Origin of the sequence: Demequina sp., from assembly GCF_024642165.1 — a bacterium.
Classification (GTDB): domain Bacteria; phylum Actinomycetota; class Actinomycetes; order Actinomycetales; family Demequinaceae; genus Demequina.
Window position 1 is genome coordinate 6,099 of record NZ_JAHEBP010000016.1, and the last position, 23,501, is coordinate 29,599.

Consider the following 23,501-nt stretch of genomic DNA (forward strand, 5'->3'; position numbering starts at 1 on the left):
ATGCGACGCCCCCGGAGTTCGAGCCTCAGGTGCCGTTGATCCGCGAGATGTTGGGCGCTCTCCGCGTCACGGCGGTCGACAAGCCTCGTTACGAGGCGGACGATCTGCTCGCCACGTACGCGCGGCTGGGTCGCGAGGCCGGGCTGACCGTGCTGGTGGTGTCCGGGGACCGCGACACCATCCAACTGGTGAACGACGACGTGACGCTGCTGTACCCGCGCAAGGGCGTGTCGGACCTGGTGCGGTTCACGCCCGACGCCGTGGCGGAGAAGTACGGCGTGCGACCCGAGCAGTACCCGGACCTGGCGGCGCTGGTAGGCGAGTCGAGCGACAACCTGCCGGGGGTGCCCGGAGTGGGCCCCAAGACCGCCGCGAAGTGGATCGGCGTCTACGGCGGCCTCGAGGGCATCCTCGACGGGGCCGATGACGTCCCGGGCAAGGCGGGCGAGAGCCTACGCGCACATCTCGATCAGGTGCGCCTCAACCGCGAGCTCAACCATCTCCTCACCGACCTCGAGGTCGAGGTGCCCGTCGCCGCCATGGAGTACGTGGGCGCCGACGCCGCCGCGATCCACGAGGTCTGCGATGCGCTTCAGTTCCGCACCCTGCGCGACCGGTTGCTCCCCTTCGCGGCGGGCGACGTCGCCGAGGATGCGTCGCCCGAGACCCCTGCGGTCGCGGTGCGCACCGAGGGTGCGGTCGCGGGCATCCTGGCGCTGGCCGGACCCGTGTCCGTGCACGTCGAGGGCCGCGGCGGTGTCGATGCGGACGCGTGGGCGGTCGGCGTGGCCGGTGCGGCCGACGCGGCGTGGGGCCTGGATCTGGCCGCGCTCGGCCCCGATGACGAACGCGCGCTCGCCGCATGGCTTGCCGATGCCTCGATCGGCAAGGTGCTGCACGCGTCCAAGGACGCCTGGCACGCGCTCAAGGCGCGGGGTTGGGACCTGGCGGGCATCGTCGGAGACACTCAGATCGCGGCCTTCCTGGTCAACCCCGATCAGCGCGGCTTCGAGCTCGACCAGATCCTGCAGCGGCACCTGGGCGTGACGGTCGACTCCGGGGCCGCGGTCGGGGAGCTGGACCTCGGGCTCGGCGGGTCCCAGGGCGAGGCGGCCGGGGAGCGCGCCGCTCACGTGCGCGCCCTCGCGGCCGTGCTGGAGCCGATGGTCGACGAGCGCGGCATGGGCGCGCTCTACCGTGAGCTGGAGATCCCGCTCGTCTCGGTGCTTGCCCGGATGGAGCACGCGGGGATGGCGGTGGACGGCGCACACCTTGGCGGACTGGCCGATGAGGCGCGTGCGCGCGCGGACCGTGCCGCGGAGGACGCGTTCGCGGCGCTCGACGGTGACCGCGTCAACCTCGGTTCCCCCAAGCAGCTGCAGGAGGTGCTCTTCGACCGCCTGGGCATGCCCAAGACCAAGAAGATCAAGACGGGATACTCGACCGACGCATCGTCCCTCCACGATCTCGCGGAGAAGTCGCCGCACCCGTTCCTCACCGCGCTGCTCGCGCATCGGGACGCCGCCAAGCTGTCGCAGATCATCGACACCCTCGTCCAGGCGGTGCAGCCTGACGGTCGCATCCACACCACCTTCTCGCAGGTGGTGGCGTCCACCGGCCGCCTCAGCTCGAAGGATCCGAACCTGCAGAACATACCTATCCGCACTCCAGAGGGCCATCGCATCCGCGAGGCGTTCGTGGTGGGGGCCGGCTACGAGACGCTCGTGACCGCGGACTACTCGCAGATCGAGATGCGGATCATGGCGCACCTGTCGGGCGACGAGGCGCTCGTGGCGGCGTTCGCCGCCGGCGAGGACCTGCACCGGTTCGTGGGCTCGCGCGTGTTCGGGGTGACCCCCGAGGAGGTCACGCCCGAGATGAGGTCCCAGGTCAAGGCGATGTCCTACGGGCTCGCCTATGGGTTGTCGTCCTTCGGCCTGGCGCGCCAGTTGGGCCTGCCGGTGGGCGCCGCGCAGGCGCTCATGGACGACTACTTCTCGCGGTTCGGGGGCGTGCGGGACTACCTGCACGCGGTCGTGGAGCGCGCTCGGACGGACGGGTACACGGAGACCATCTTCGGGCGTCGGCGCTACATCCCGGACCTCACCTCGACCAACCGCCAGCGCCGTGAGATCGCCGAGCGGATGGCGCTCAACGCGCCCATCCAGGGCTCGGCGGCGGACCTGATCAAGCGCGCGATGCTGGGCGTCGAACGTCGCCTGGCGGACGAAGGTCTGGCGTCGCGACAGGTGCTTCAGGTGCACGATGAACTGCTGGTGGAAACCGCGCCCGGGGAGCTCGGGGCGGTCGAGGCCATCCTTCGCGAGGAGATGCACGCGGCAGGCGACCTGAGCGTCCCTCTCGAGGTGAACGTTGGAATGGGCGGTGACTGGCGCACCGCAGGACACTAGGGTGGTGCCATGCGAATCGGACTTCTCACTGGTGGCGGCGACTGTCCCGGCCTGAATGCGGCGATCCGCGCCGTGGTCAAGCGGGGCACCTCAGAACTCGGCTGCTCGATCGTCGGGTTCAACAACGGCTGGCAGGGCGTGATCGATGGCGACGCCAAGCCGCTCACGAGGGACGACGTGTCAGGGATCCTGGTCCACGGAGGCACGATGCTGGGCACGGCCCGGTGTCATCCCCACAAGGTCCCCGGCGGCATGGAGGCCGTCAAGGACACGTTCGACAACGAGAAGCTCGACGGGTTCATCTGCATCGGCGGCGACGGCACGCTGAAGGCCGCCGGCAAGGTGTCGAAGGAGTTGGCGGTCCCGGTCATCGGCATCCCTAAGACCATCGACAACGACGTGCTCGGCACGGATGCGGCCATCGGCTTCGACACCGCGGTCTCCATCGCGACCGAGGCTGTGGACCGTCTTCACTCCACGGCGGAGTCTCACAACCGCGTCATGGTGGTGGAGCTCATGGGGCGCCACAGCGGGTGGATCGCGGTCACCGCCGGCATCGCGGGTGGGGCGGACATCATCCTCGCGCCCGAGGAGCCCTTCGACATCGACGTGATCGCCAAGCGCATCAAGCACCGTCACCGCTACAAGAACTTCTCGATCGTCGCCGTCGCCGAGGGCGCCATCCCGGCGGAGGGCTCGAACTGGGCCGGCCACGCCACGCTCGACGAGAAGGGCAACCCGATCGCAGGGTCCATCGGCCATGAGGTCACCAAGGCCATCGAGTCCGCCACCGGATTCGCCACGCGGCTGACCGTGCTCGGCTACGTGCAGCGCGGGGGTATCCCGACCGCCGCGGACCGCCTGCTCGGCACGCGCATGGGGGTCGCCGCCATCGACGGGATCGTCAAGGGCGAGACGCACAAGTTCACGGCCCTCCAGGGCAATGAGATCGTGCTGGAGCCGTTCGAGACCATGATGGGCAAGACCAAGTGGGTTCCGGAGGAGCTGCTCGCGACGGCACGCGGTCTCTGAGCGCTCGCGGCCACCCGGGTGGACGCGGTCGCGTCGCGTTCACGACACGGGCGCGGCGCGTTGTGCCCTCTGCATGAACCGAGGTAAGATATCCGTTGGCCTGGCGCGCCCTCGTGCTCGGCCTGTCCAGATTCATACGATTCCCTGTCCACCTTGGAGCACCTCCTTAATGTCCGTATCCACCCCCGAGTCCATCATCGCCGTCAATGACATCGGTACCGCAGAGGATTTCCTCGCTGCCGTCGACGCGACCATCAAGAACTTCGACGACGGAGACCTCGTAGAGGGCATCATCGTCAAGGTCGATCGTGACGAGGTCCTCCTCGACATCGGCTACAAGACCGAGGGCGTGATTCCCGCCCGCGAGCTGTCGATCCGCCACGACGCCGACCCGGATGACGTCGTCAACGTCGGCGACACCATCGAGGCCCTCGTTCTCACCAAGGAGGACAAGGAAGGCCGCCTGATCCTCTCCAAGAAGCGCGCGCAGTACGAGCGCGCGTGGGGCTCGATCGAGAAGATCAAGGAAGAGGACGGCGTCGTCTCCGGCACCGTCATCGAGGTCGTCAAGGGCGGCCTGATCGTCGACATCGGCCTGCGCGGCTTCCTGCCGGCGTCCCTGGTGGAGATGCGCCGCGTCCGCGACCTCGCCCCCTACATCGGCCAGGCGATCGAGGCGAAGATCATCGAGCTCGACAAGAACCGCAACAACGTGGTTCTGTCGCGCCGTGCGTTCCTCGAGCAGACCCAGTCGGAGGTGCGCTCGTCGTTCCTCACGGCGCTGGCACCTGGCCAGGTCCGCAAGGGCGTCGTGTCGTCCATCGTCAACTTCGGTGCGTTCGTCGACCTGGGCGGCGTGGACGGCCTCGTGCACGTCTCCGAGCTGTCGTGGAAGCACATCGACCACCCGTCCGAGGTCGTCTCGGTGGGCCAGGAGGTCGAGGTCGAGGTTCTCACGGTGGAGATGGATCGCGAGCGGGTGTCGCTGTCGCTGAAGGCCACCCAGGAGGACCCGTGGGCGGTCTACGCCCGCACCCACGCGATCGGACAGATCGTTCCGGGCAAGGTCACCAAGCTGGTCCCGTTCGGCGCATTCGTGCGTGTGTACGAGGGCATCGAGGGCCTGGTGCACATCTCCGAGCTGGCCCTGCGCCACGTCGAGCTGCCTGAGCAGGTGGTCTCCGCGGACGAGGACGTGTTCGTCAAGATCATCGACATCGACCTCGAGCGCCGCCGCATCTCGCTGTCGATCAAGCAAGCCAACGAGGGTGTGGACCCGCAGGGCGAGGACTTCGACCCCGCGCTGTACGGCATGACCGCCGAGTACGACGCTCAGGGCAACTACAAGTACCCCGAGGGCTTCGACCCGGAGACCCAGGAGTGGCGTGACGGCTTCGACGACCAGCGCGAAGCCTGGGAGGCCGAGTACGCGAGCGCACACGAGCGCTGGGAGGCGCACAAGGCGTTCGTCGCGAAGCAGGACGAGTCCGCGGTCGAGGCCGAGGCCGAGGCCGAGGCTGCTCCCGCCGCTCCCCGCAAGGCCGGTCGCAAGGCTGACGGTCCTTCGTCGTACTCGTCGCAGGACGAGACCCCGGCCGACGGCGGCACCCTCGCCTCGGACGAGCGCCTCGCCGCGCTTCGCGAGAAGCTCACCGGCAACTAGTCGGGACATTCCCGCGCGAAGGCCGCCGGCCCCTCGGGGTCGGCGGCCTTCGTCGTCCGTCCCGTGGCTTTGCGCGGGATCATCCCGACGTGTGACACTTCACCCGTGCTGCGCATCGGTCTCACGGGAGGCATCGCCTCGGGCAAGTCGACGGCGTCCGCGCGCCTCGGCGAACTCGGCGCACGCGTGATCGACCATGACGAACTCGCGCGGCGGGCTGTGGCCCCCGGCGCCGCCGCCCTGTCCGACATCGTGCGGGAGTTCGGCGACCGCGTCATCGTGAACGACGAGCTCGACCGTGCCGCCCTCGCCGCCATCGTCTTCTCCGACGATCATGCGCGCCGCCGGCTCAACGCCATCGTCCACCCCTACGTCATCGCGATGGGCTCGGCCGCCGACAAGCAGGCCCGCCGCGAGGGTGTCGACGTCATCGTCCACGACATCCCGCTGCTGGTCGAGTCGGGGCAGGGCAAGGACTTCGACCTCGTGGTCACCATCTCCGCGCCCGAGCCGGTGCGCATCCGCCGGCAGGTTGAGGCGCGGGGGCTGTCGCGGGCCGATGCCGCGGCGAGGCTTCGCGCGCAGGCCACGGACGAGGAGCGCGCCGCAGTGGCCGACGTGGAGTTGGACGGCTCGGGGTCCGTGGCCGATCTCGAGGCCCAGGTGGACTCGTTCTGGTCGTTGCACGTCCCGCGCTGACCGCCGTGTCTCCGCGTGTCCGGCGGGCGTCGTGGTGTCGGACCCCCGGCGTACCGTAGTCGCATGACTCGCCCCGATCTCCGCCGCAGTGAGGCGCCCTTCCAGGTGATCTCGGATTATCGACCCTCGGGAGACCAGCCCAAGGCGATCGACGAGCTCGCGCGCCGCATCCAGGCGGGGGAGCGGGACGTGGTTCTCCTCGGGGCCACGGGTACGGGCAAGTCCGCGACCACGGCGTGGCTGGTGGAGCGCCTCCAGCGGCCCACGCTGGTCATGGCGCACAACAAGACGCTGGCCGCGCAGCTCGCGAACGAGTTCCGGGATCTGCTGCCCAACAACGCGGTCGAGTACTTCGTCTCCTACTACGACTACTACCAGCCGGAGGCGTACGTCCCGCAGACTGACACCTTCATCGAGAAGGACTCCTCGATCAACGAGGAAGTCGAGCGGCTGCGGTACTCGGCCACCAACTCGCTCCTCACGCGCCGCGACGTCGTGGTGGTCTCGTCGGTGTCGTGCATCTACGGCCTCGGCACCCCCGAGGAGTACATCGACGGCATGGTGACGCTGGCCGTGGGGGACGTGCTCGACCGCGATTCGCTCCTGCGCGAGTTCGTGCAGATGCAGTACTCGCGCAACGATCTCGCGTTCACGCGCGGGACGTTCCGGGTGCGCGGGGACACCGTCGAGATCATCCCGGTGTACGAGGAGCTGGCGATCCGCATCGAGCTGTTCGGCGACGAGGTTGAGGCGCTGTACACGCTGCACCCGCTCACCGGCGAGGTGGTGGAGCAGCGTTCGCAGGCGCACATCTTCCCGGCCTCGCACTACGTGGCCAGCGAGGCGCGGATGAATCGGGCCATCTCCACCATCGAGCTCGAGCTCGGAGAGCGCCTGCAGGAGCTGGAGCGCCAGAACAAGCTGCTCGAGGCGCAGCGGCTCAAGATGCGGACCACCTTCGACCTCGAGATGATGCGATCGGTGGGCACGTGCTCGGGGATCGAGAACTACTCGCGGCACATCGAGCAGCGCGAGCCGGGCACCCCGCCGCACACGCTGCTCGACTACTTCCCCGACGACTTCCTGCTGGTGATCGACGAGTCGCACGTCACCGTGCCGCAGATCGGCGCGATGTACGAGGGAGACGCGTCGCGCAAGCGCACCCTGGTCGAGCATGGCTTCCGGCTGCCGTCGGCGCTCGACAACCGGCCGTTGAAGTGGACGGAGTTTCAACAGCGCGTGGGTCAGGCCGTCTATCTCTCCGCGACCCCGGGCAAGTACGAGCTGGAACGCTCGGACGGCGCAGTGGAGCAGATCATCCGGCCCACGGGACTGGTGGACCCCAAGGTGGTGGTCAAGCCCACCGAGGGGCAGATCGACGACCTCCTGGAGTCGATCCGGGTGAGGGTCGACAAGAACGAGCGGGTGCTGGTCACCACCCTCACCAAGAAGATGGCGGAGGATCTCACGGAGTATCTCGGGGACCGCGGCGTGCGCGTCGAGTACCTGCACTCGGACGTCGACACCCTGCGACGCGTGGAGCTCCTGCGAGAGCTCCGCATGGGGCGCTACGACGTCCTGGTGGGCATCAACCTGCTCCGCGAGGGCCTGGACCTGCCGGAGGTCTCCCTGGTCGCGATCCTCGACGCGGACAAGGAGGGCTTCCTGCGTTCGGGCACGTCCCTGATCCAGACCATCGGCCGCGCGGCGCGTAACGTCTCGGGCGAGGTTCACATGTATGCGGACTCGATCACGGACTCGATGGCGCTGGCGATCGACGAGACCAACCGCCGTCGCGAGCTGCAGGTCGCGTACAACGCCGCGAACGGGATCGACCCCACTCCTCTGCGCAAGCGCATCGGCGACATCACCGAAATGCTCGCGCGCGAGGAGGCGGACACCGCCGAGACCCTGGAGCGGGCGGCCCGGGGCGCGAAGGGCGCGGGAACCACGGCCTCCGGGCGCCCGCTGCTCGCACAGCGCCCCGCAGAGGAGCTGTCCCAGCTCATCGAGGATCTGTCCGCGCAGATGCGAGCCGCGGCCGGCGACCTGCAGTTCGAGATCGCCGCGCGCCTTCGAGACGAGATCGGCGAGCTCAAGAAGGAGCTGCGCCAGATGATCGGCGCGGGCTGAGCCTTCTTGTGGGGCCGCCGGGCGGCCTCCTGGCGCGAGTCCGGCCGCACCGACGCGGACCTAGGATGGGCGAGTGGAGTCGTCGACCGTCTGGATCCTGACCGTGGTCGGGGTGGTCGCGGTCATCGGCTTCGACTTCCTCGTGGTGGTCCGACGACCCCACGAGCCCGCATTCCGGGAATCGGTCCGCTGGACACTGTTCTACGTGGGGCTCGCCATCGTCTTCGGCGCCACGATGGTCGCCTGGGCCGGTGCGGCGAAGGCCACGGAATTCTTCGCGGGCTACGTCACCGAGTGGTCGCTCTCCGTCGACAACCTCTTCGTCTTCCTGGTGATCCTCGCCCGCTTCCAGGTGCCGGCCATGTACCGCCAACGCGTGCTGCTGTTCGGCGTGGCACTCGCGCTGGTGCTCCGCGGATTGTTCATCGCCGCGGGGGCGGCGGCGCTGCATGCGTTCTCCTGGGCGTTCTACCTGTTCGGGATCTTCCTGGTGTGGACCGCGATCTCCGTTGCGCGCGAGGGAGGCGCGGAGGAGGGCGACGTCGAGTACAAGGAGACGCGGGCGGTGGCGCTGGCGCGACGCTTCCTGCCCACCACCGATGGCTACCGGGGCGCGGCCGTGGTGGTCAAGGAGGCCGGACGCCGCCTCGTCACGCCGCTCCTCCTGGTGATGATCGCAATCGGCACCACCGACGTGCTCTTCGCACTCGACTCGATCCCGGCGATCTTCGGCCTGACCGACGACCCATACATCGTGTTCACCGCGAACGCCTTCGCGCTGATGGGCCTGCGCCAGCTGTTCTTCGTGGTCGAGGGGATGCTGCGGCGCCTCGTCTATCTGTCCTACGGCCTCGCGGTGGTGCTCGGCTTCATCGGCGTGAAGCTCATCCTCAGCGCGCTGCACGAGAACTCGCTGCCCTTCATCAACGGCGGCGAGCCCGTTACCTGGGCTCCCGAGATCCCCACCTGGATCTCGTTGCTGGTGATCCTGGTCGCGATCGGCGGTGCTGCCACCGTGTCGCTGGTGGTGTCGGCGCGCACCGGTGCGCGGCTGCCGCGTGACCACGAGGAGCGTGACGCGGACCGGACGTGAGCCCCTCAGCGGGCCCAGGGGCCGCCCGCTGGCCACGTGCGCACGAACGCGCCGGGCACCAGCCCCGCCCGCACAAAGGGGTCCGCGGCCACGATCGCCTCGGCCTCCTCGCGGGTGTCGACGTCGAGGATGATGAGAGCGCCAGGGGACAGGTGATCCTCGAAGCGCCCGAATGCGACCGCCTTGCCCTCCCGGGCGAGCGCCTCGAAGTAGGCACGATGCTCGGGCCGGGCGGCCTCCCTGTCCTCGGCGCGATCGTCATACGAGTAGTGGACTGCGAAGAGGCTCATGGATCCATCCTCGCGCGCGCCACGGCGCGTCCGGTCCGACACGCCGGTCTCGAACACGTGTTCGATGCCGCGACCGCGTAGCATGAGCGGGTGAACGACCGTCTCCTCGTCCGCGGTGCCCGCGAGCACAACCTCAAGGGGGTCGACCTCGACCTCCCGCGCGATGCCCTCATCGTGTTCAGCGGCCTCTCCGGCTCCGGCAAGTCCTCCCTCGCCTTCGACACCATCTTCGCGGAGGGCCAGCGTCGCTACGTCGAGTCGCTGAGCGCCTACGCGCGTCAATTCCTGGGCCAGATGGACAAGCCAGACGTCGACTTCATCGAGGGACTGTCGCCGGCGGTGAGCATCGACCAGAAGTCGACCAACCGCAACCCGCGCTCGACGGTGGGCACCATCACCGAGGTCTACGACTACCTCCGCCTCCTCTACGCGCGCGTCGGCACGCCCCACTGTCCCGTATGCGGCGAGCAGATCCAGGCGCAGACCCCGCAGCAGATCGTCGACTCCGTGCTGGCGCTTCCCGACGGCACGCGGTATCAGGTGCTCGCGCCCGTGGTGCGCGGCCGCAAGGGGGAGTACCAGGATCTCTTCGAGGACCTTCAGCAGCAGGGCTTCGCGCGCGCCCGCGTCGATGGCGAGACCGTTCAACTCACGCAGCCCCCCACCCTCGAGAAGAAGCTCAAGCACGACATCGAGGTGGTGGTGGACCGCCTGGTCGCGCGCGACGGGGTCCGACGGCGCCTCACGGACTCGGTCGAGACGGCGCTCCGGATCGCGGACGGGCTGGTGGTGATCGACCCGGTCGACGGCGACATGGAGCCCCGCCGCTACTCCGAGAAGCGCGCGTGCCCCAATGACCACGTGCTGACGCTCGAGGAGATGGAGCCGCGCACCTTCTCTTTCAACGCGCCGTACGGAGCGTGCCCCGAATGCACGGGCATCGGCGTGAAGCTCGAGGTCGATCCCGACCTGGTGGTGCCGGACCGCGAGCTGTCGCTCACCAACGGCGCCGTCGCGCCGTGGGCGGCCACGTCCTCCGACTACTTCGCGCGCACCCTTTCCGCGCTGGCCGATGACCTGGGCTTCTCGATGAACGAGCCCTGGGAGGATCTGCCCGCGGACGTCAGGGCCGCGATCCTCACCGGCAAGGATTACAAGGTCCACGTGAGGTTCAAGAACAGGTACGGGCGCGAGCGCCAGTACACCACGGGCTTCGAGGGCGTCATCACGTGGCTCGAGCGGCTCCACGAGCAGACCGAGTCCGAGTGGTCGCGCGAGAAGTACGAGGCCTACATGCGCGAGGTGCCGTGCCCCGTGTGCCGGGGCGCGCGGCTCAAGCCGGAGGTGCTGTCCGTTACCATCGGCGGCCGCTCGATCGCCGAGGTGTGCGAACTGTCCATCGCTGAGGCCCGCGACTTCCTGCTCACGGCGGAACTCGACGAGCGCGGCCGCCAGATCGCCGTGCAGGTGCTCAAGGAGATCGACGCCCGGCTGGGATTCCTGCTCGACGTGGGCCTCGACTACCTCACCATGGCGCGTGCGGCAGGCACGCTGTCGGGCGGCGAGGCGCAGCGCATTCGGCTGGCGACGCAGATCGGCTCCGGGCTCGTCGGGGTGCTCTACGTGCTGGACGAGCCCAGCATCGGCCTGCACCAGCGCGACAACCGGCGCCTCATCGAGACCCTCACCCGGCTGCGTGACCTGGGCAACACCCTCATCGTGGTCGAGCACGACGAGGACACCATCCGCACCGCCGACTGGGTGGTCGACATCGGCCCCGGCGCGGGGGAGCACGGCGGCGAGGTGGTGCACTCCGGGACCTACGAGGACCTGCTGGTCAATGAGCGCTCGGTCACCGGCGCGTACGTCTCCGGCCGCAGGTCCATCGCCATCCCCGACGCGCGCCGCGCCGTCGACCCCGATCGCCACGTCACCGTGGTGGGCGCCCGGGAGCACAACCTTCAGGACATCGACGTGCGCTTCCCGCTCGGGGTGCTCACGGCGATCACGGGCGTCTCCGGCTCCGGCAAGTCGACGCTGGTGAACTCGATCCTGTACACCTCGCTCGCCAACACCCTGAACGGCGCCCGCCAGGTCGCGGGCCGGCACACCCGGATCACCGGCACCGAACAGCTCGACAAGATCGTGCACGTCGACCAAGGACCCATCGGGCGCACGCCCCGCTCCAACCCCGCCACCTACACCGGGGTCTGGGACAAGGTCCGCAAGCTGTTCTCCGAGACGCAGGAGGCGAAGGTGCGCGGCTACGGCCCCGGCCGGTTCTCCTTCAACGTCAAGGGCGGACGATGCGAGGCGTGCTCGGGCGACGGCACGCTGAAGATCGAGATGAACTTCCTTCCCGACGTCTATGTCCCGTGCGAGGTCTGCAAGGGCGCGCGATACAACCGCGAGACCCTGGAGGTCCACTTCAAGGGCAAGAATGTGGCGGACGTGCTCGACATGCCCATCGAGGAGGCCGCGCACTTCTTCGAGGCGATCCCCGCGATCTCCCGCCACCTCACCACGCTGGTCGACGTGGGACTCGGGTACGTGCGCCTGGGGCAGCCGGCACCCACGCTCTCGGGCGGGGAGGCGCAGCGAGTCAAGCTCGCCTCGGAGCTCCAGCGCCGCTCCACGGGGCGCACCGTCTACGTGCTCGACGAGCCCACCACGGGTCTCCACTTCGAGGACGTGAGCAAGCTGCTCGGCGTGCTGCAGGGGCTGGTGGAGAAGGGCAACACGGTGATCGTGATCGAGCACAACCTCGACGTCATCAAGTCCTCCGACTGGGTCATCGACATGGGTCCCGAAGGGGGTTCCGGCGGCGGTCTGGTCATCGCCGAGGGCACCCCCGAGCAGATCGCGGCGGCCGAGGGCTCGCACACCGGAGCCTTCCTCGCGGAGATGCTCGGCGTGCCCGCCGTCTGACCGAGCCTAGGCTGGCGACGTGACCGACCCCGCCTCCTACCGTCCGGCGCCCGGGACCGTACCCACGGGGCCGGGCGTGTACCGGTTCCGCGATCCGCACGGCCGCGTCGTGTACGTGGGCAAGGCGAAGAGCCTGCGTGCGCGCCTGGCGAACTACTTCCAGGACCCTGCCCAGCTCCACCCCCGCACCCGGGCGATGGTGACCACCGCCGCATCGGTCGAATGGACCGTGGTGCGCAGCGAGGTCGAGGCGCTCATCCTCGAGCACACCTGGATCAAGCAGTACGACCCGCGCTTCAACGTGGTGTTCCGTGACGACAAGTCGTACCCGTACCTGGCCGTCACCATGAACGAGGAGTTTCCGCGCATGCAGGTGATGCGTGGCGACCGGAAGAAGGGTGTGCGGTACTTCGGTCCCTACGCGCGCGCCTGGGCGATCCGCGAGACGGTCGACACCCTGCTGACGGCGCTGCCGGTGCGCACCTGCGCCCCCGGGGTGTTCCGCAAGGCGGAGCGGCAGGGGCGGCCGTGCCTGCTGGGCTACATCGACAAGTGCGCCGCTCCGTGCGTGGGTCGCGTCTCGCCCGAGGAGCACCGCGAACTCGCGGAACGGGTGTGCGAGGTGCTGGCCGGCGACGCGAAGTCCCTGGTGAGGGACCTCACCGGGACGATGCAGGCGGCGGCGGAGCGTCAGGACTTCGAGACCGCGGCACGCGCCCGGGACAGGCTGCGGGCGCTCGACAACGTGATGGCTCGCAACGCGATCGTGCTCGCCGCCGGCGTCGACACGGACGTGTTCTCGCTGGAGGACGACGAGCTCGAGGCCGCCGCCCACGTGTTCCACGTCCGGGACGGGCGGATCGCGGGGGAGCGGGGGTGGGTGGTCGACAAGCCCGAGCCCCTCGACTCGGCGGGGATGGTGGTGAGGCTGCTCGAGGAGGCCTACGGCAACGTCGACGCCGCGGACGTGCCGCCGGAGGTGCTGGTGCCCCACCTGCCGGACGAGGCGGCGGCGCTCACGGAATGGCTGTCCGGACTGCGCGGCACGCGGGTGGCGATGCGGGTGCCCGCGCGGGGGAAGAAGGCCGAGCTCGCGACCACGGGTGCGGGGAACGCGCGCCAGGTCCTCGAGCAGCATCGGCTCAAGCGCGCGTCCGACCTCACCACGCGGTCCGCCGCCCTTCAGGACCTCCAGGAGTCTCTGGGGCTCGCCGAGGCGCCCCTGCGCATCGAGTGCTACGACATCTCGCACACGCAGGGCACGCACCAGGTGGGGTCGATGGTGGTCTTCGAGGACGCGATCGCGCGCAAGGCGGAGTACCGGCAGTTCTCCATCGCGGATGCGGTGGACGACACTCAGGCCATGCGCGAGGTGCTCCGCCGCCGCTTCACCCGATATCTGGAGGAGTCGCGGCTGTCGCCCGAGGAGCGCGAGTCCGCCCGCTTCGCCTACCCGCCCCAGCTGGTGGTGGTGGACGGCGGGCTCCCCCAGGTCAACGCCGCGAGGGCGGTGCTCGACGAGGTCGGGGTGCCCCAGATCGCCCTGGTGGGGCTGGCGAAGCGCCTCGAGGAGGTGTGGGTCCCCGGCGACGAGTTCCCGGTGATCCTGCCGCGCGGCTCGGAGGCGCTCTACCTGCTCCAGCGCGTCCGGGACGAGGCGCATCGGTTCGCGATCAAGCATCACCGTGCCAAGCGCACCAAGGCCATGAAGGTCTCCCGGCTCGACGACGTCCCCGGCGTGGGGCCCGGGCGGGCGAAGGCGCTGCTGACGCACTTCGGATCGCTCGCGCGGCTCAAGGAGGCCTCGGTCGAGCAGATCGCGCTGGTGCCGGGGGTGGGACGGGGAACCGCCCGCACGGTGTACGCGGCGCTACGTGGTGACGGTGGCATGCTGGGCGCATGACGGATGAGGTCCCCCCGGAGACGTTCCCTTCCGGAATCCCCATGCCCAGCCTCGACATGACCGGCGTCGAGGCCGAGGTGATCGTCCTCACCGGCATGTCCGGCGCGGGTCGCACCAAGGCCGCTGCGGTGCTCGCGGACCTGGGCTGGTACGTGGTCGACAACCTTCCCCCTCAGCTGCTGGGCGGGTTGGTCACCATGATCGGGCGTGGCGGGCACACCCGGCTCGCGGCCGTGGTCGACGTCCGCGGCGGGGACTTCTTCCAGGACGTCGAGGCTGTGCTGGACGATCTCGAGGCGCGCGGCGTGCCGGTACGGCTCGTGTTCCTCGATGCGTCCGACGCCGCGCTCGTGCACCGCTTCGAGGAGGCGCGCCGCCCGCACCCGCTCCAAGGCGAGGGCACGCTGCTCGAGGGGATCGCCCGTGAGCGCGCGGCGCTGAGCGCGGTACGCGAACGCGCCGGGGAGGTGGTCGACACCAGCCGGCTCAACGTGCACCAGCTCCGGGACGTGATCACGGGGGTGGTCGGGGAGCGGGATCGCCCGCTGCAGGTCAACGTGCAGTCCTTCGGATTCAAGAACGGCGCACCCGAGGACGCCGACTTCGTGGCCGACGTGCGCTTTCTCCAGAATCCCCACTGGGTCCCCGAGCTGCGCCCGCTCACCGGGCTCGACCCCGCGGTCCGCGACTATGTGCTGTCCTCGGACGGCGCCCACGAGTTCGTGGGCGGCTACGCCGAGGTCATCGGCGGTGTCCTCGACCGCTATCGCGCCCACGACAAGCACTCCGTCACCATCGGCGTCGGCTGCACGGGAGGGAAGCATCGTTCCGTCGCCATCGCCGAGGAGCTGGGGATCGCCCTACGGGACCGCGGCTACCAGGTGAGGGTCACGCATCGCGACAGGGCCGGGCGATGACGGGGCCACAGGTGGTGGCGCTGGGAGGCGGCCACGGGCTCTACGCGTCACTCACGGCGCTGCGCGGATTCTGCGACGTCCTCACCGCGGTGGTCACCGTGGCCGACGACGGCGGATCCTCGGGCCGCATCCGCGCCGAGATGCACGTCCCGCCGCCCGGCGACCTGCGCATGGCGCTGTCCGCGCTGTGCGAGGACACGGAGTGGGGACGCACCTGGCGCGACGTGCTCCAGTGGCGATTCGCCACCGATGGCGCCCTCGACGGGCACGCCGTCGGCAACCTGCTCATCGCCGGACTGTGGGACCGCACGGGAGGGATCGTCGAGGGGCTCGACTGGGTCGCGAGGCTGCTGCGGTGCGAGGGCCGCGTGCTGCCCGTGTCGACCCAGCCGATCGTGGTGAGCGCGGAGGTGGAGACCCCGAGCGGCCTGGTTCACGCGGTGGGACAGGTGGCGGTCGCGACCGCGGCGGGTCGCACGCTCTCGCTCGCGATCGACCCCCCGGATCCCGCCGTGCCCGCCGCCACGCTCGAGGCCATCGCCGAGGCGGACGCCGTCATCCTGGGCCCCGGGAGCTGGTACACGTCGGTCCTCACCCACTTCCTGGTGCCGCGCGTCGCGGCCGCGCTCGAGGCCGCCGGCCCGCGCACCATCCTCACGCTCAACATCGCGCACGAGGACGAGGAGACCGCCGGCACGGACCGGATCGACGACCTGGCGGCGCTACGCGCGATCGCGCCCGGCTTCACCCCTGCCGCCGTGCTTGTCGACGAGAGCCACGACGATGCGGTCCTCCGCGAGGCGGTCGAGGAGTGGGGCGCCAGGTTTGTGGCCGTTCCGATGCGTGCCGCCGACGCGCTCGACCGGCACGACGTGTCGCTCCTGAGCGCACAGTACGAGCGCCTCGTCGCGTGGGTTTCCGCCGGGGGCGCCCTCACGCGCTGACAGATGGCAGGATTGGGCCCATGGCTCTGACGGCACAGGTGAAGGACGAGCTCGCGCGGGTGCCGCTCGAGAAGGTCTCGGCACGCAAGGCGGAGATCGCGGCGACCCTGCGATTCGCAGGCGGCCTGCACATCGTCTCCGGGCGCATCGTCATCGAGGCCGAGCTCGACACCGGGGCCGCCGCACGCCGCCTACGGGCCTTCATCCAGGAGACCTACGGGCTCGGCTCCGAGATCATCGTGGTTTCCGGAGGGGGCCTCAAGAAGGGCAACCGCTACGTGGTGCGTGTGGTCAAGGAGGGTGAGGCGCTCGCTCGCCAGACCGGCCTGCTCGACCATCGCGGACGTCCCGTGAGAGGGCTGCCGCCCCACGTGGTGGGCGGTGGCGTCGAGGATACGGTCGCAGCGTGGCGCGGTGCCTTCCTCGCGCACGGGTCGCTGACCGAGCCCGGACGGTCGTCCGCTCTCGAGGTCACCTCCCCGGGGCCCGAGGCTGCGCTGGCCCTGGTGGGCGCCGCCCGCCGGCTGGGCATCTCGGCGAAGTCGCGCGAGGTGCGCGGGGTGGACCGCGTGGTGATTCGCGATGGCGACTCGATCGCCACCCTGCTCACCCGGCTGGGCGCCCACGACTCGGTGCTCGCGTGGGAGGAGAAGCGCACGCGACGGGAGGTGAGGGGCACGGCGAACCGACTGGCGAACTTCGACGATGCGAACCTTCGTCGCAGCGCGCGTGCCGCCGTCGCAGCCGGCGCCAGGGTCGCGCGAGCCTTCGACATCCTGGCCGATGACATCCCCGAGCACCTGCGTGAGGCGGGCGAGCTGCGGCTCGCCAACCGCGAGGCGTCGCTCGAGGAGCTCGGGAAGCTCGCCGACCCGCCGCTGACCAAGGACGCTGTCGCCGGCCGGATCCGGAGGCTGCTTGCGACCGCCGACAAGCGCGCGGAGGAGCTCGGGATCCCCGACACCGAGGCGGGAATCAGCCCCGAGTTCCTGGAGGACGACTAGGTGCCCGAGGGCCTTCCGCACCTGGGACTTCTGTCCGGTGGGCGCCTCGCAGGTGAAGTAGTAGGCTCTCAATCAGTGGCCCGCCCAGTGCGGCGTCCGGCGCACGTCGACGTGCGCAGCCCCACATCCATAACCGCGTCGTTCCCGCGGCGCACCGGAGGAGACACACTGTGACCATCAAGGTCGGTATCAACGGCTTCGGCCGTATTGGACGTAACTTCTTCCGCGCCGCGATCGCGGCCGGCGCCGACATCGAGGTCGTGGGCGTCAACGACCTCACCGACAACGCGACCCTCGCGCACCTGCTCAAGTACGACACCGTGCTGGGCAAGTTCCCGGGCGAGGTCACGTTCGACGATGACAACATCTACGTCGACGGCAAGGCCATCCGCGCGCTCGCCGAGCGCGACCCCGCGAACCTCCCCTGGGGCGAGCTCGGAGCGGACATCGTCATCGAGTCGACTGGCTTCTTCACCAACGCAGAGAAGGCCAAGGCTCACGTCGACGCCGGCGCCAAGAAGGTCATCATCTCGGCCCCCGCGTCCAACGAGGACGCCACCTTCGTCGTGGGTGTGAACCACACGGACTACGACCCGGCCGCGCACACCGTCATCTCGAACGCCTCGTGCACCACCAACTGCCTCGCACCTGTCGCGAAGGCCCTCAACGACGCGATCGGCATCGAGCGTGGCCTCATGACCACCATCCACGCGTACACCGGCGACCAGAACCTGCAGGACGGCCCCCACAAGGACCTCCGCCGGGCCCGCGCCGCCGCGCAGAACATCGTTCCCACCTCGACCGGTGCGGCCAAGGCCGTTGCCCTCGTGCTCCCCGAGCTCAAGGGCAAGCTGGACGGTTTCGCGATGCGTGTTCCCACCATCACCGGATCCGCCACCGACCTCACCTTCGAGGCCTCGAGCGAGGTCACGGTCGCACAGGTCAACGCTGCGGTGAAGGCCGCTGCCGAGGGCGCGATGGCCGGCACGCTCGAGTACACCGAGGACGACATCGTCTCGTCGGACATCGTGGGCAACCCGCACCAGTCGATCTTCGACGCCAAGCTCACCAAGGTGTCCGGCAAGATGGTCAAGATCGTGTCGTGGTACGACAACGAGTGGGGCTACTCGGCCTCGCTGGTCAAGCTCACCGAGTACGTCGGCGCGCGGCTCTAAGCCAAGCCCCATGTAACGCTGCGACGGCCGCGCACGCTTGGCGTGTGCGGCCGTCGTCGCGTCACCCTCTCCCTTCCGCTCACTCAGGACAGGAACCCTCATGAAGACCATCGACTCGCTGGGCGATCTCGCCGGCAAGAAGGTGCTGGTCCGCTCGGACCTCAACGTCCCGCTCGACGGCACCACCATCACGGACGACGGACGCGTGCGCGCGTCCGTGCCCACCATCCAGAAGCTCCTCGACGCCGGCGCGGCGGTCATCGTGACGGCGCACCTGGGCCGCCCCAAGGGAGCTCCCGAGGACAAGTACTCGCTCGCTCCCGCCGCGGCCCGGCTCGCTGAACTGCTCGGCCGCCCCGTGACCCTCGCCGAGGACCTGGTGGGTCCGTCGGCCGCCGCCGTGGTCGCGGCGCTCGAGCCCGGCCAGGTGGCGATGCTCGAGAACGTGCGTTTCGACGCCCGTGAGACCTCGAAGGTGGACGAGGAGCGGCAGGCGCTCGCCGCCGAGCTCGCCGCCTTCGCCGACGCGTTCGTCTCGGACGGGTTCGGCGTGGTGCACCGCAAGCAGGCCTCGGTGTACGACGTCGCGCAGATCCTGCCCGCCGCGGCCGGCACGCTGGTCGAGAACGAGGTCGTCTCGCTCTCGAAGGCGGTGACGGACCCTGCCCGCCCCTACGCGGTCGTGCTGGGTGGTTCCAAGGTCTCCGACAAGCTCGGCGTCATCGCAAACCTGCTGACCAAGGCGGACCGCCTCCTCATCGGTGGCGGCATGGTGTTCACCTTCCTGGCCGCCAAGGGCTACGGCGTGGGCAAGTCGCTGCTCGAGGCGGACCAGCTCGACACGGTCAAGGGCTACCTTGCGACCGCGGAGGAGAACGGCGTCGAGATCGTGCTCCCCACGGATATCGTCGCCGCGAGCGCCTTCGCCGCGGACGCCGACGCGCTCGTGGTGGCGGCGGACGCCATTCCCGACGACCGCATCGGTCTGGACATCGGTCCCGACTCGGCCGCCCTCTTCGCCTCGAAGATCGCGGATGCCAAGACCATCGTCTGGAACGGCCCGATGGGCGTGTTCGAGTTCGAGGCGTTCGCCAACGGCACGAAGGCCGTGGCGCAGGCCATGATCGACTCCGACGGGTTCTCCGTGGTCGGCGGCGGCGACTCCGCCGCTGCCGTACGTCTGCTCGGATTCGACGAGGCCGCGTTCGGCCACATCTCTACGGGCGGCGGCGCGTCGCTCGAGCTGCTCGAGGGCAAGGTCCTGCCGGGCCTCGCCGTACTGGAGGACTGACCCATGGCACGCACCCCCCTGATCGCAGGCAACTGGAAGCTCAACCTCGACCACCTCGAGGCGACGCACACCGTGCAGAAGCTCGCGTGGCTGCTGCGCGACGCCAAGCACGACTTCTCCGAGGTGGAGGTAGCCGTGTTGCCGTCGTTCACCTCGCTGCGCTCGGTGCAGACGCTCGTCGATGCCGATCAGCTCGAGCTGAAGTACGGCGCGCAGGACATCTCGGAACACGTCTCCGGCGCGTACACCGGCGAGGTGTCGGGCACCCAGCTGTCGAAGCTCGGAGTCTCGTACGTGGCCGTGGGCCACTCGGAGCGCCGTCAGTACCATGCCGAGACCGACGAGGTCGTGGCCGCCAAGACCAAGACGGCGTTCGAGAACGGCATCGTGCCGATCGTGTGCGTGGGCGAGGGCCTGGACATCCGCAAGGAGGGCACCCACGTCGAGTACACGCTCGCGCAGGTCGACGGTGCGCTCAAGGACTTGCCGGCGGACAAGGCGAAGGACGTCGTCATCGCCTACGAGCCCGTGTGGGCCATCGGCACCGGCGAGGTCGCGACCCCGGCGGACGCTCAGGAGGTCTGCGCGGCGATCCGTGGCCGGCTGGCCGAGTTGTACGACGCGGAGCTCGCCGATGGCGTGCGCGTGCTGTACGGCGGCTCGGTGAAGTCGAGCTCCATCGCTCAGCTCATGGCGGAGACGGACGTGGACGGCGGCCTCGTGGGCGGCGCCTCGCTCGACCCCGAGGAGTTCTCCAAGATTGCGCGCTTCAAGGCGCACCAGGTGGGGCTGTAGTCAGGTCGAGCCCCGTGCGTCACGTATCCTTGTAGGCGCAATCCATCTTCTGGGAGAACAGTGGCCATCCTCGAGACCGTTCTGTGGGTCATCCTTGTCTTGACCTCACTGCTGCTCATCGCCCTGGTGCTCGTGCACCGGGGTCGCGGCGGCGGCATCACCGACATGTTCGGCGGCGGCATCGCCTCCGGCATTCAGTCGTCCGCAGTGGGCGAACGCAACCTCTCACGCATCACGTGGGGCGTAGCGATCGTCTGGGCGGCCGTGGTGGTGTTGCTCGGTCTCTTGTCCCGGTTCTCGATCTAGGCAACGGAGGTCGTACCCAATGGCAGGGGGCAACGCCATCCGAGGCTCGCGCGTAGGCGCGGGCCCCATGGGCGAAGACGAGCGCGGCGAGTCCGCGCCCCGTCAGGTCGTGTCGTACTACTGTGCGCGAGGTCACGTGACCTCGCCCAGCTTCGCGGTCGGTGACGACCAACAGATCCCGGTCGAGTGGGACTGCCCGCGCTGTGGGCTCCCTGCCGGGCTGGACCAGGCGAACCCGCCTGAGCCCATCCGCAACGAGCCGTACAAGACGCACCTCGCGTACGTGAAGGAGCGCCGCACGGACGAGGAGGGCGCCGCCCTGCTCGACGAGGCGCTTGCGTCGCTGCGCGTGCGTCGTGGGGACCTCGCTACCGCGGACTGAATCTGACAGTTGCGACGGGCCGCCCCCGCGTGGGCGGCCCGTCGTCACGTCGGTGACGCCTCCCGGAGGCGCCGCCCCGGGCGCTACGCCGGCAACCCCGGTCGCTGCGGGAATCGTGGCTGCCTCGGCGTCGTTGGTGACACTGAGAACGTTGACACCGCTACGAGAGGACCCCGGTGAAGATCGAGATCGAGTACTGCGTGCCCTGCGGCTACCTGCCGCGTGCCACGGAGGCGCAGACGCGCCTGCTGGAGGAGTTCGGCAACGGCATCGAGGGCGTCACTCTCAAGACGGGGCGCAAGGGCGTGTTCACCTTCCGCGCCGACGGCGAGGAGATCTACGCCAAGCCGGCCGAGTTCGACATCGACGCCATCGTCGGGTCCGTGCGCTCCCTCTTGCCCGAGTCGGCGGGTGTGCAGCCCCAGGGCCGCGACCTCCTGATGGGCAAGCGCCACTGAGCTGATCGGGGGAGCGGGGCGAGGGCGGTGACCTGGCGCCCTCGGCGCCAGCGGTGTGCCTGAGTGTCGTTTTCGGACGCGGATTGCCTCAGCGGTGTGTCTGAGTGTCGGTCGCCTCGCAGGGTGGGCGCCGTGCCTGGCCAGGGTGTTCGCCCCTAGGGCCACCCCCGGCGACACTCAGCCGCACCGGTGAGACGCAGAGGACTCAGAAGCGACACTCAGCCGCACCGTTGATGCCGGCGGGCCACGGATGCCCCGCCGCGCTCCGTTCTCAGACCCGGGTCGAGGCCTCCGCGTCGATGAGCCACAGGGTCTCCTCGGTGCCGCGCGCCGCCGCGGACGGTAGCTCGAGGTCTCCGTGGAGCGCGCGTGCCACCACGTCTGCCTTCGCCGCGCCCGCCGCCACGATCCACACGCGCCGCGCGCGCCGGATCGACTCGAGGCTCAGGCTCACGCGCGTGGGCGGGGGCTTGGGGGAGTCACGGACCGGGAGCGCCTCGACGCCGCGCACCGCGTAGCCGGGGTGGCCCGGGAACAGCGAGGCGACGTGGCCGTCCGGTCCCATGCCCAGCATGAGCACGTCCCACGCCGGGGGTCCTGCCGCGGCGATCTCCAACGCGTACGCATCGGCGGCGGACTCGACGGAGTCGAAGGCTGACGACGCGCCCATGCGGTGAATGTTGTCCTCGGGTATCGGCAGCGAGGCGAGCATCGCCGCCTGCGCCTGGCCCTCGTTCCGGTCGGGATCCCCGGCGGGCACGAACCTCTCGTCGCCCCACCAGACATGCACGCTGGTCCAGTCGACGGAACCCGCGAGGGCGGAGCGTGAGACCGCCGCGAGCGTGGCGATGCCCACGGTTCCGCCGGTGAGCACCACATCCGCCCTGTCCTGCACGGACAGCGTGTCGAGGAGCGTCACCAGCAGGCGCGCGGCGGTCGCCTCGGCCACCGCCTCCGCGTCGGGATGCACCACCACCCGGACGCCGCCTGGGGTCACAGCGACACCACGGTGTCCGCCGTGAACGCGGCCAGCACCTCGCCGTAGATCGCGTCCGCGTCGAGCCGGCGCAACTCCTCGGCCAGCGCCTCCTCGAGCGAGCGCGCGGGCAGCGCGATCACATGGTCGGGCTGGCCGGGCTGGCGGATGGTCGCGTTGTGGCCGTCGGGGCGAGAGATGGAGATCGGGCCCGAGGGGGTCTCCAGCGTGATCTCCTGCAGCGCCGCTACCGAATCGTCGTACTGCGCCTCGACCTCGCAGCCGAGCGCCTGCTTGAGCCACGAGCCCAGCAGCAGGATCGACGGGCTGTTGGTGTCGCCGTGGATGCGGGCGCGCGAGACCTCGGGAATCCTCACCTGCTCGAGCGCGGCCGCGAGCAGCGCCCGCCAGCGCGTGAGCCGGGTCCACGCGAGGTCCGTGTCGCCGGGCCGGTAGCAGCGTGCCAGCGAGAGCAGCGTCCCCGCCGGGTCGGGCTCGCCCTTGGTGTCGGTGATGCGGCGCTGGGCCATCTTGCCCAGCGCGCGGCTCGACATGTCGTGAGGAACGCCCGCGGGCCACCACACCACGATGGGCGCGTCGGGCAGCAGCAGCGGCGTCACGAGAGTGTCCTCGTGTCCCAGCTGGGGTCCGGAGGCGCGCAGGACGATGACCTCGGAGGCGCCCGCGTCGCCGCCCACGCGGATCTCCGCATCGAGGCGCGCCTCGTCCGCGGCTCCCGTCGCGATGACGATGATGCGGCAGGGGTGCTCGCGGGACGCCACGTTGGCGCTGGCGATCGCCTGCTCCGCGTCGGCGTCCGACGCGTCGATGACCAGCGTCATGACGCGGGCGAGCGTGATGACCCCGCCGTCCTTCCGGGACTCGACCAGGCGCTTGTTGATCTCCCCGGTGGTGGTGTCCGGCATCTCGATGATCATGGCCGCCTCCAGACGCGTCCGTCACGGGCCATCATCGCGTCCGCGCCCGGGGGTCCCCAGGTGCCGCTGCGATACGCCTCGGGCTGGCCCTGCGTCGCCCAGAAGCCGGTGATCGGGTCGAGGATGCGCCAGGACAGCGCCACCTCCTCCTGGCGGGGGAACA

Annotated in this window: 20 protein-coding genes and 1 pseudogene; 17 read left to right on the forward strand and 4 right to left on the reverse strand. The window is 69.8% G+C overall.

Going from position 1 to position 23,501, the window contains the following annotated elements; translation table 11 throughout:
• The 6 genes from polA to Q0L54_RS02805 all read left to right on the forward strand — a co-directional run.
• Positions 1-2,411: DNA polymerase I (polA, locus tag Q0L54_RS02780; protein ID WP_296665346.1), on the forward strand; the 2,411-nt coding region annotated here is incomplete at its 5' end.
• Between the two features lie 9 nt (positions 2,412-2,420).
• A complete protein-coding gene (locus tag Q0L54_RS02785) occupies positions 2,421-3,443 on the forward strand; it encodes a 6-phosphofructokinase (RefSeq protein WP_296665348.1) in 1,023 nt (340 codons plus the stop codon).
• A 169-nt stretch (positions 3,444-3,612) separates the two neighbouring features.
• On the forward strand, positions 3,613-5,106 hold the full coding sequence (rpsA, locus tag Q0L54_RS02790) for a 30S ribosomal protein S1 (RefSeq protein ID WP_296665350.1): 1,494 nt from the start codon (positions 3,613-3,615) through the stop codon (positions 5,104-5,106).
• 105 nt (positions 5,107-5,211) lie between these two features.
• Positions 5,212-5,805: a dephospho-CoA kinase gene (gene coaE / locus Q0L54_RS02795; protein ID WP_296665352.1), complete on the forward strand. Its 594-nt coding sequence runs from the start codon at positions 5,212-5,214 to the stop codon at positions 5,803-5,805.
• 63 nt (positions 5,806-5,868) lie between these two features.
• Complete coding sequence (gene uvrB / locus Q0L54_RS02800; RefSeq protein WP_296665354.1) at positions 5,869-7,938, forward strand: excinuclease ABC subunit UvrB; 2,070 nt, start codon at positions 5,869-5,871, stop codon at positions 7,936-7,938.
• Between the two features lie 73 nt (positions 7,939-8,011).
• A complete protein-coding gene (locus Q0L54_RS02805; protein WP_296665357.1) occupies positions 8,012-9,031 on the forward strand; it encodes a TerC/Alx family metal homeostasis membrane protein in 1,020 nt (339 codons plus the stop codon).
• Positions 9,032-9,036: 5 nt separating this feature from the next.
• Here Q0L54_RS02805 and Q0L54_RS02810 read toward each other — a convergent pair whose 3' ends face one another.
• A complete protein-coding gene (locus tag Q0L54_RS02810) occupies positions 9,037-9,321 on the reverse strand; it encodes a YciI family protein (protein ID WP_296665359.1) in 285 nt (94 codons plus the stop codon).
• A 90-nt stretch (positions 9,322-9,411) separates the two neighbouring features.
• On the opposite strand from Q0L54_RS02810, the gene uvrA reads away from it, so the two are divergent.
• The 11 genes from uvrA (at position 9,412) to Q0L54_RS02865 (ending at position 21,424) form a co-directional block, all read left to right on the forward strand.
• Positions 9,412-12,249, forward strand: coding sequence for an excinuclease ABC subunit UvrA (gene uvrA, locus Q0L54_RS02815; RefSeq protein ID WP_296665361.1), 2,838 nt, complete (start codon positions 9,412-9,414; stop codon positions 12,247-12,249).
• 19 nt (positions 12,250-12,268) lie between these two features.
• On the forward strand, positions 12,269-14,152 hold the full coding sequence (gene uvrC / locus Q0L54_RS02820) for an excinuclease ABC subunit UvrC (RefSeq protein ID WP_296665362.1): 1,884 nt from the start codon (positions 12,269-12,271) through the stop codon (positions 14,150-14,152).
• A complete protein-coding gene (rapZ, locus tag Q0L54_RS02825; protein WP_296665364.1) occupies positions 14,149-15,069 on the forward strand; it encodes an RNase adapter RapZ in 921 nt (306 codons plus the stop codon). Before uvrC ends, rapZ begins: the two co-directional genes overlap by 4 nt.
• A complete protein-coding gene (gene yvcK, locus Q0L54_RS02830) occupies positions 15,066-16,013 on the forward strand; it encodes a uridine diphosphate-N-acetylglucosamine-binding protein YvcK (RefSeq protein ID WP_296665366.1) in 948 nt (315 codons plus the stop codon). Before rapZ ends, yvcK begins: the two co-directional genes overlap by 4 nt.
• A 20-nt stretch (positions 16,014-16,033) precedes the next feature.
• The gene (whiA, locus tag Q0L54_RS02835; RefSeq protein ID WP_296665368.1) at positions 16,034-17,017 is read left to right on the forward strand and encodes a DNA-binding protein WhiA; all 984 of its coding nucleotides are present in this window, start codon (positions 16,034-16,036) and stop codon (positions 17,015-17,017) included.
• 170 nt (positions 17,018-17,187) lie between these two features.
• Complete coding sequence (gap, locus tag Q0L54_RS02840; protein ID WP_296665370.1) at positions 17,188-18,192, forward strand: type I glyceraldehyde-3-phosphate dehydrogenase; 1,005 nt, start codon at positions 17,188-17,190, stop codon at positions 18,190-18,192.
• 100 nt (positions 18,193-18,292) lie between these two features.
• Positions 18,293-19,483 carry a phosphoglycerate kinase gene (locus Q0L54_RS02845; protein WP_296665372.1) on the forward strand — a complete coding sequence of 397 codons (1,191 nt, stop codon included), beginning with the start codon at positions 18,293-18,295 and terminating at the stop codon, positions 19,481-19,483.
• Between the two features lie 3 nt (positions 19,484-19,486).
• Positions 19,487-20,278, forward strand: coding sequence for a triose-phosphate isomerase (gene tpiA, locus Q0L54_RS02850; RefSeq protein WP_296665374.1), 792 nt, complete (start codon positions 19,487-19,489; stop codon positions 20,276-20,278).
• 60 nt (positions 20,279-20,338) lie between these two features.
• Positions 20,339-20,584 carry a preprotein translocase subunit SecG gene (secG, locus tag Q0L54_RS02855; RefSeq protein ID WP_296665376.1) on the forward strand — a complete coding sequence of 82 codons (246 nt, stop codon included), beginning with the start codon at positions 20,339-20,341 and terminating at the stop codon, positions 20,582-20,584.
• Between the two features lie 19 nt (positions 20,585-20,603).
• The gene (locus tag Q0L54_RS02860) at positions 20,604-20,966 is read left to right on the forward strand and encodes an RNA polymerase-binding protein RbpA (protein WP_296665378.1); all 363 of its coding nucleotides are present in this window, start codon (positions 20,604-20,606) and stop codon (positions 20,964-20,966) included.
• A 176-nt stretch (positions 20,967-21,142) separates the two neighbouring features.
• The gene (locus Q0L54_RS02865) at positions 21,143-21,424 is read left to right on the forward strand and encodes an Rdx family protein (RefSeq protein ID WP_296665380.1); all 282 of its coding nucleotides are present in this window, start codon (positions 21,143-21,145) and stop codon (positions 21,422-21,424) included.
• Positions 21,425-21,695: 271 nt separating this feature from the next.
• On the opposite strand, the gene pgl is transcribed toward Q0L54_RS02865, so the two are convergent.
• From pgl to Q0L54_RS02880, 3 genes and pseudogenes are all read right to left on the reverse strand, one after another.
• Complete coding sequence (gene pgl / locus Q0L54_RS02870) at positions 21,696-22,421, reverse strand: 6-phosphogluconolactonase (RefSeq protein ID WP_296665382.1); 726 nt, start codon at positions 22,419-22,421, stop codon at positions 21,696-21,698.
• Positions 22,418-23,338 carry a glucose-6-phosphate dehydrogenase assembly protein OpcA gene (locus Q0L54_RS02875; RefSeq protein WP_296665385.1) on the reverse strand — a complete coding sequence of 307 codons (921 nt, stop codon included), beginning with the start codon at positions 23,336-23,338 and terminating at the stop codon, positions 22,418-22,420. The genes pgl and Q0L54_RS02875 overlap by 4 nt, the downstream gene beginning before the upstream one ends.
• Positions 23,335-23,501, reverse strand: a pseudogene (locus Q0L54_RS02880) (glucose-6-phosphate dehydrogenase); the annotation flags it as partial. The pseudogene Q0L54_RS02880 and the gene Q0L54_RS02875, both read right to left, overlap by 4 nt.

What these genes read in the sequence shown, in the direction of transcription:
- rpsA (WP_296665350.1), top strand. Translation starts at nt 3,613, where the DNA reads ATGTCCGTATCCACCCCCGAGTCCATCATCGCCGTCAATGACATCGGT.
- Q0L54_RS02810 (WP_296665359.1), bottom strand. Translation starts at nt 9,321, where the DNA reads ATGAGCCTCTTCGCAGTCCACTACTCGTATGACGATCGCGCCGAGGAC.
- uvrB (WP_296665354.1), top strand. Translation starts at nt 5,869, where the DNA reads ATGACTCGCCCCGATCTCCGCCGCAGTGAGGCGCCCTTCCAGGTGATC.
- Q0L54_RS02845 (WP_296665372.1), top strand. Translation starts at nt 18,293, where the DNA reads ATGAAGACCATCGACTCGCTGGGCGATCTCGCCGGCAAGAAGGTGCTG.
- rapZ (WP_296665364.1), top strand. Translation starts at nt 14,149, where the DNA reads ATGACGGATGAGGTCCCCCCGGAGACGTTCCCTTCCGGAATCCCCATG.
- Q0L54_RS02875 (WP_296665385.1), bottom strand. Translation starts at nt 23,338, where the DNA reads ATGATCATCGAGATGCCGGACACCACCACCGGGGAGATCAACAAGCGC.
- tpiA (WP_296665374.1), top strand. Translation starts at nt 19,487, where the DNA reads ATGGCACGCACCCCCCTGATCGCAGGCAACTGGAAGCTCAACCTCGAC.
- Q0L54_RS02860 (WP_296665378.1), top strand. Translation starts at nt 20,604, where the DNA reads ATGGCAGGGGGCAACGCCATCCGAGGCTCGCGCGTAGGCGCGGGCCCC.
- Q0L54_RS02785 (WP_296665348.1), top strand. Translation starts at nt 2,421, where the DNA reads ATGCGAATCGGACTTCTCACTGGTGGCGGCGACTGTCCCGGCCTGAAT.
- yvcK (WP_296665366.1), top strand. Translation starts at nt 15,066, where the DNA reads ATGACGGGGCCACAGGTGGTGGCGCTGGGAGGCGGCCACGGGCTCTAC.
- whiA (WP_296665368.1), top strand. Translation starts at nt 16,034, where the DNA reads ATGGCTCTGACGGCACAGGTGAAGGACGAGCTCGCGCGGGTGCCGCTC.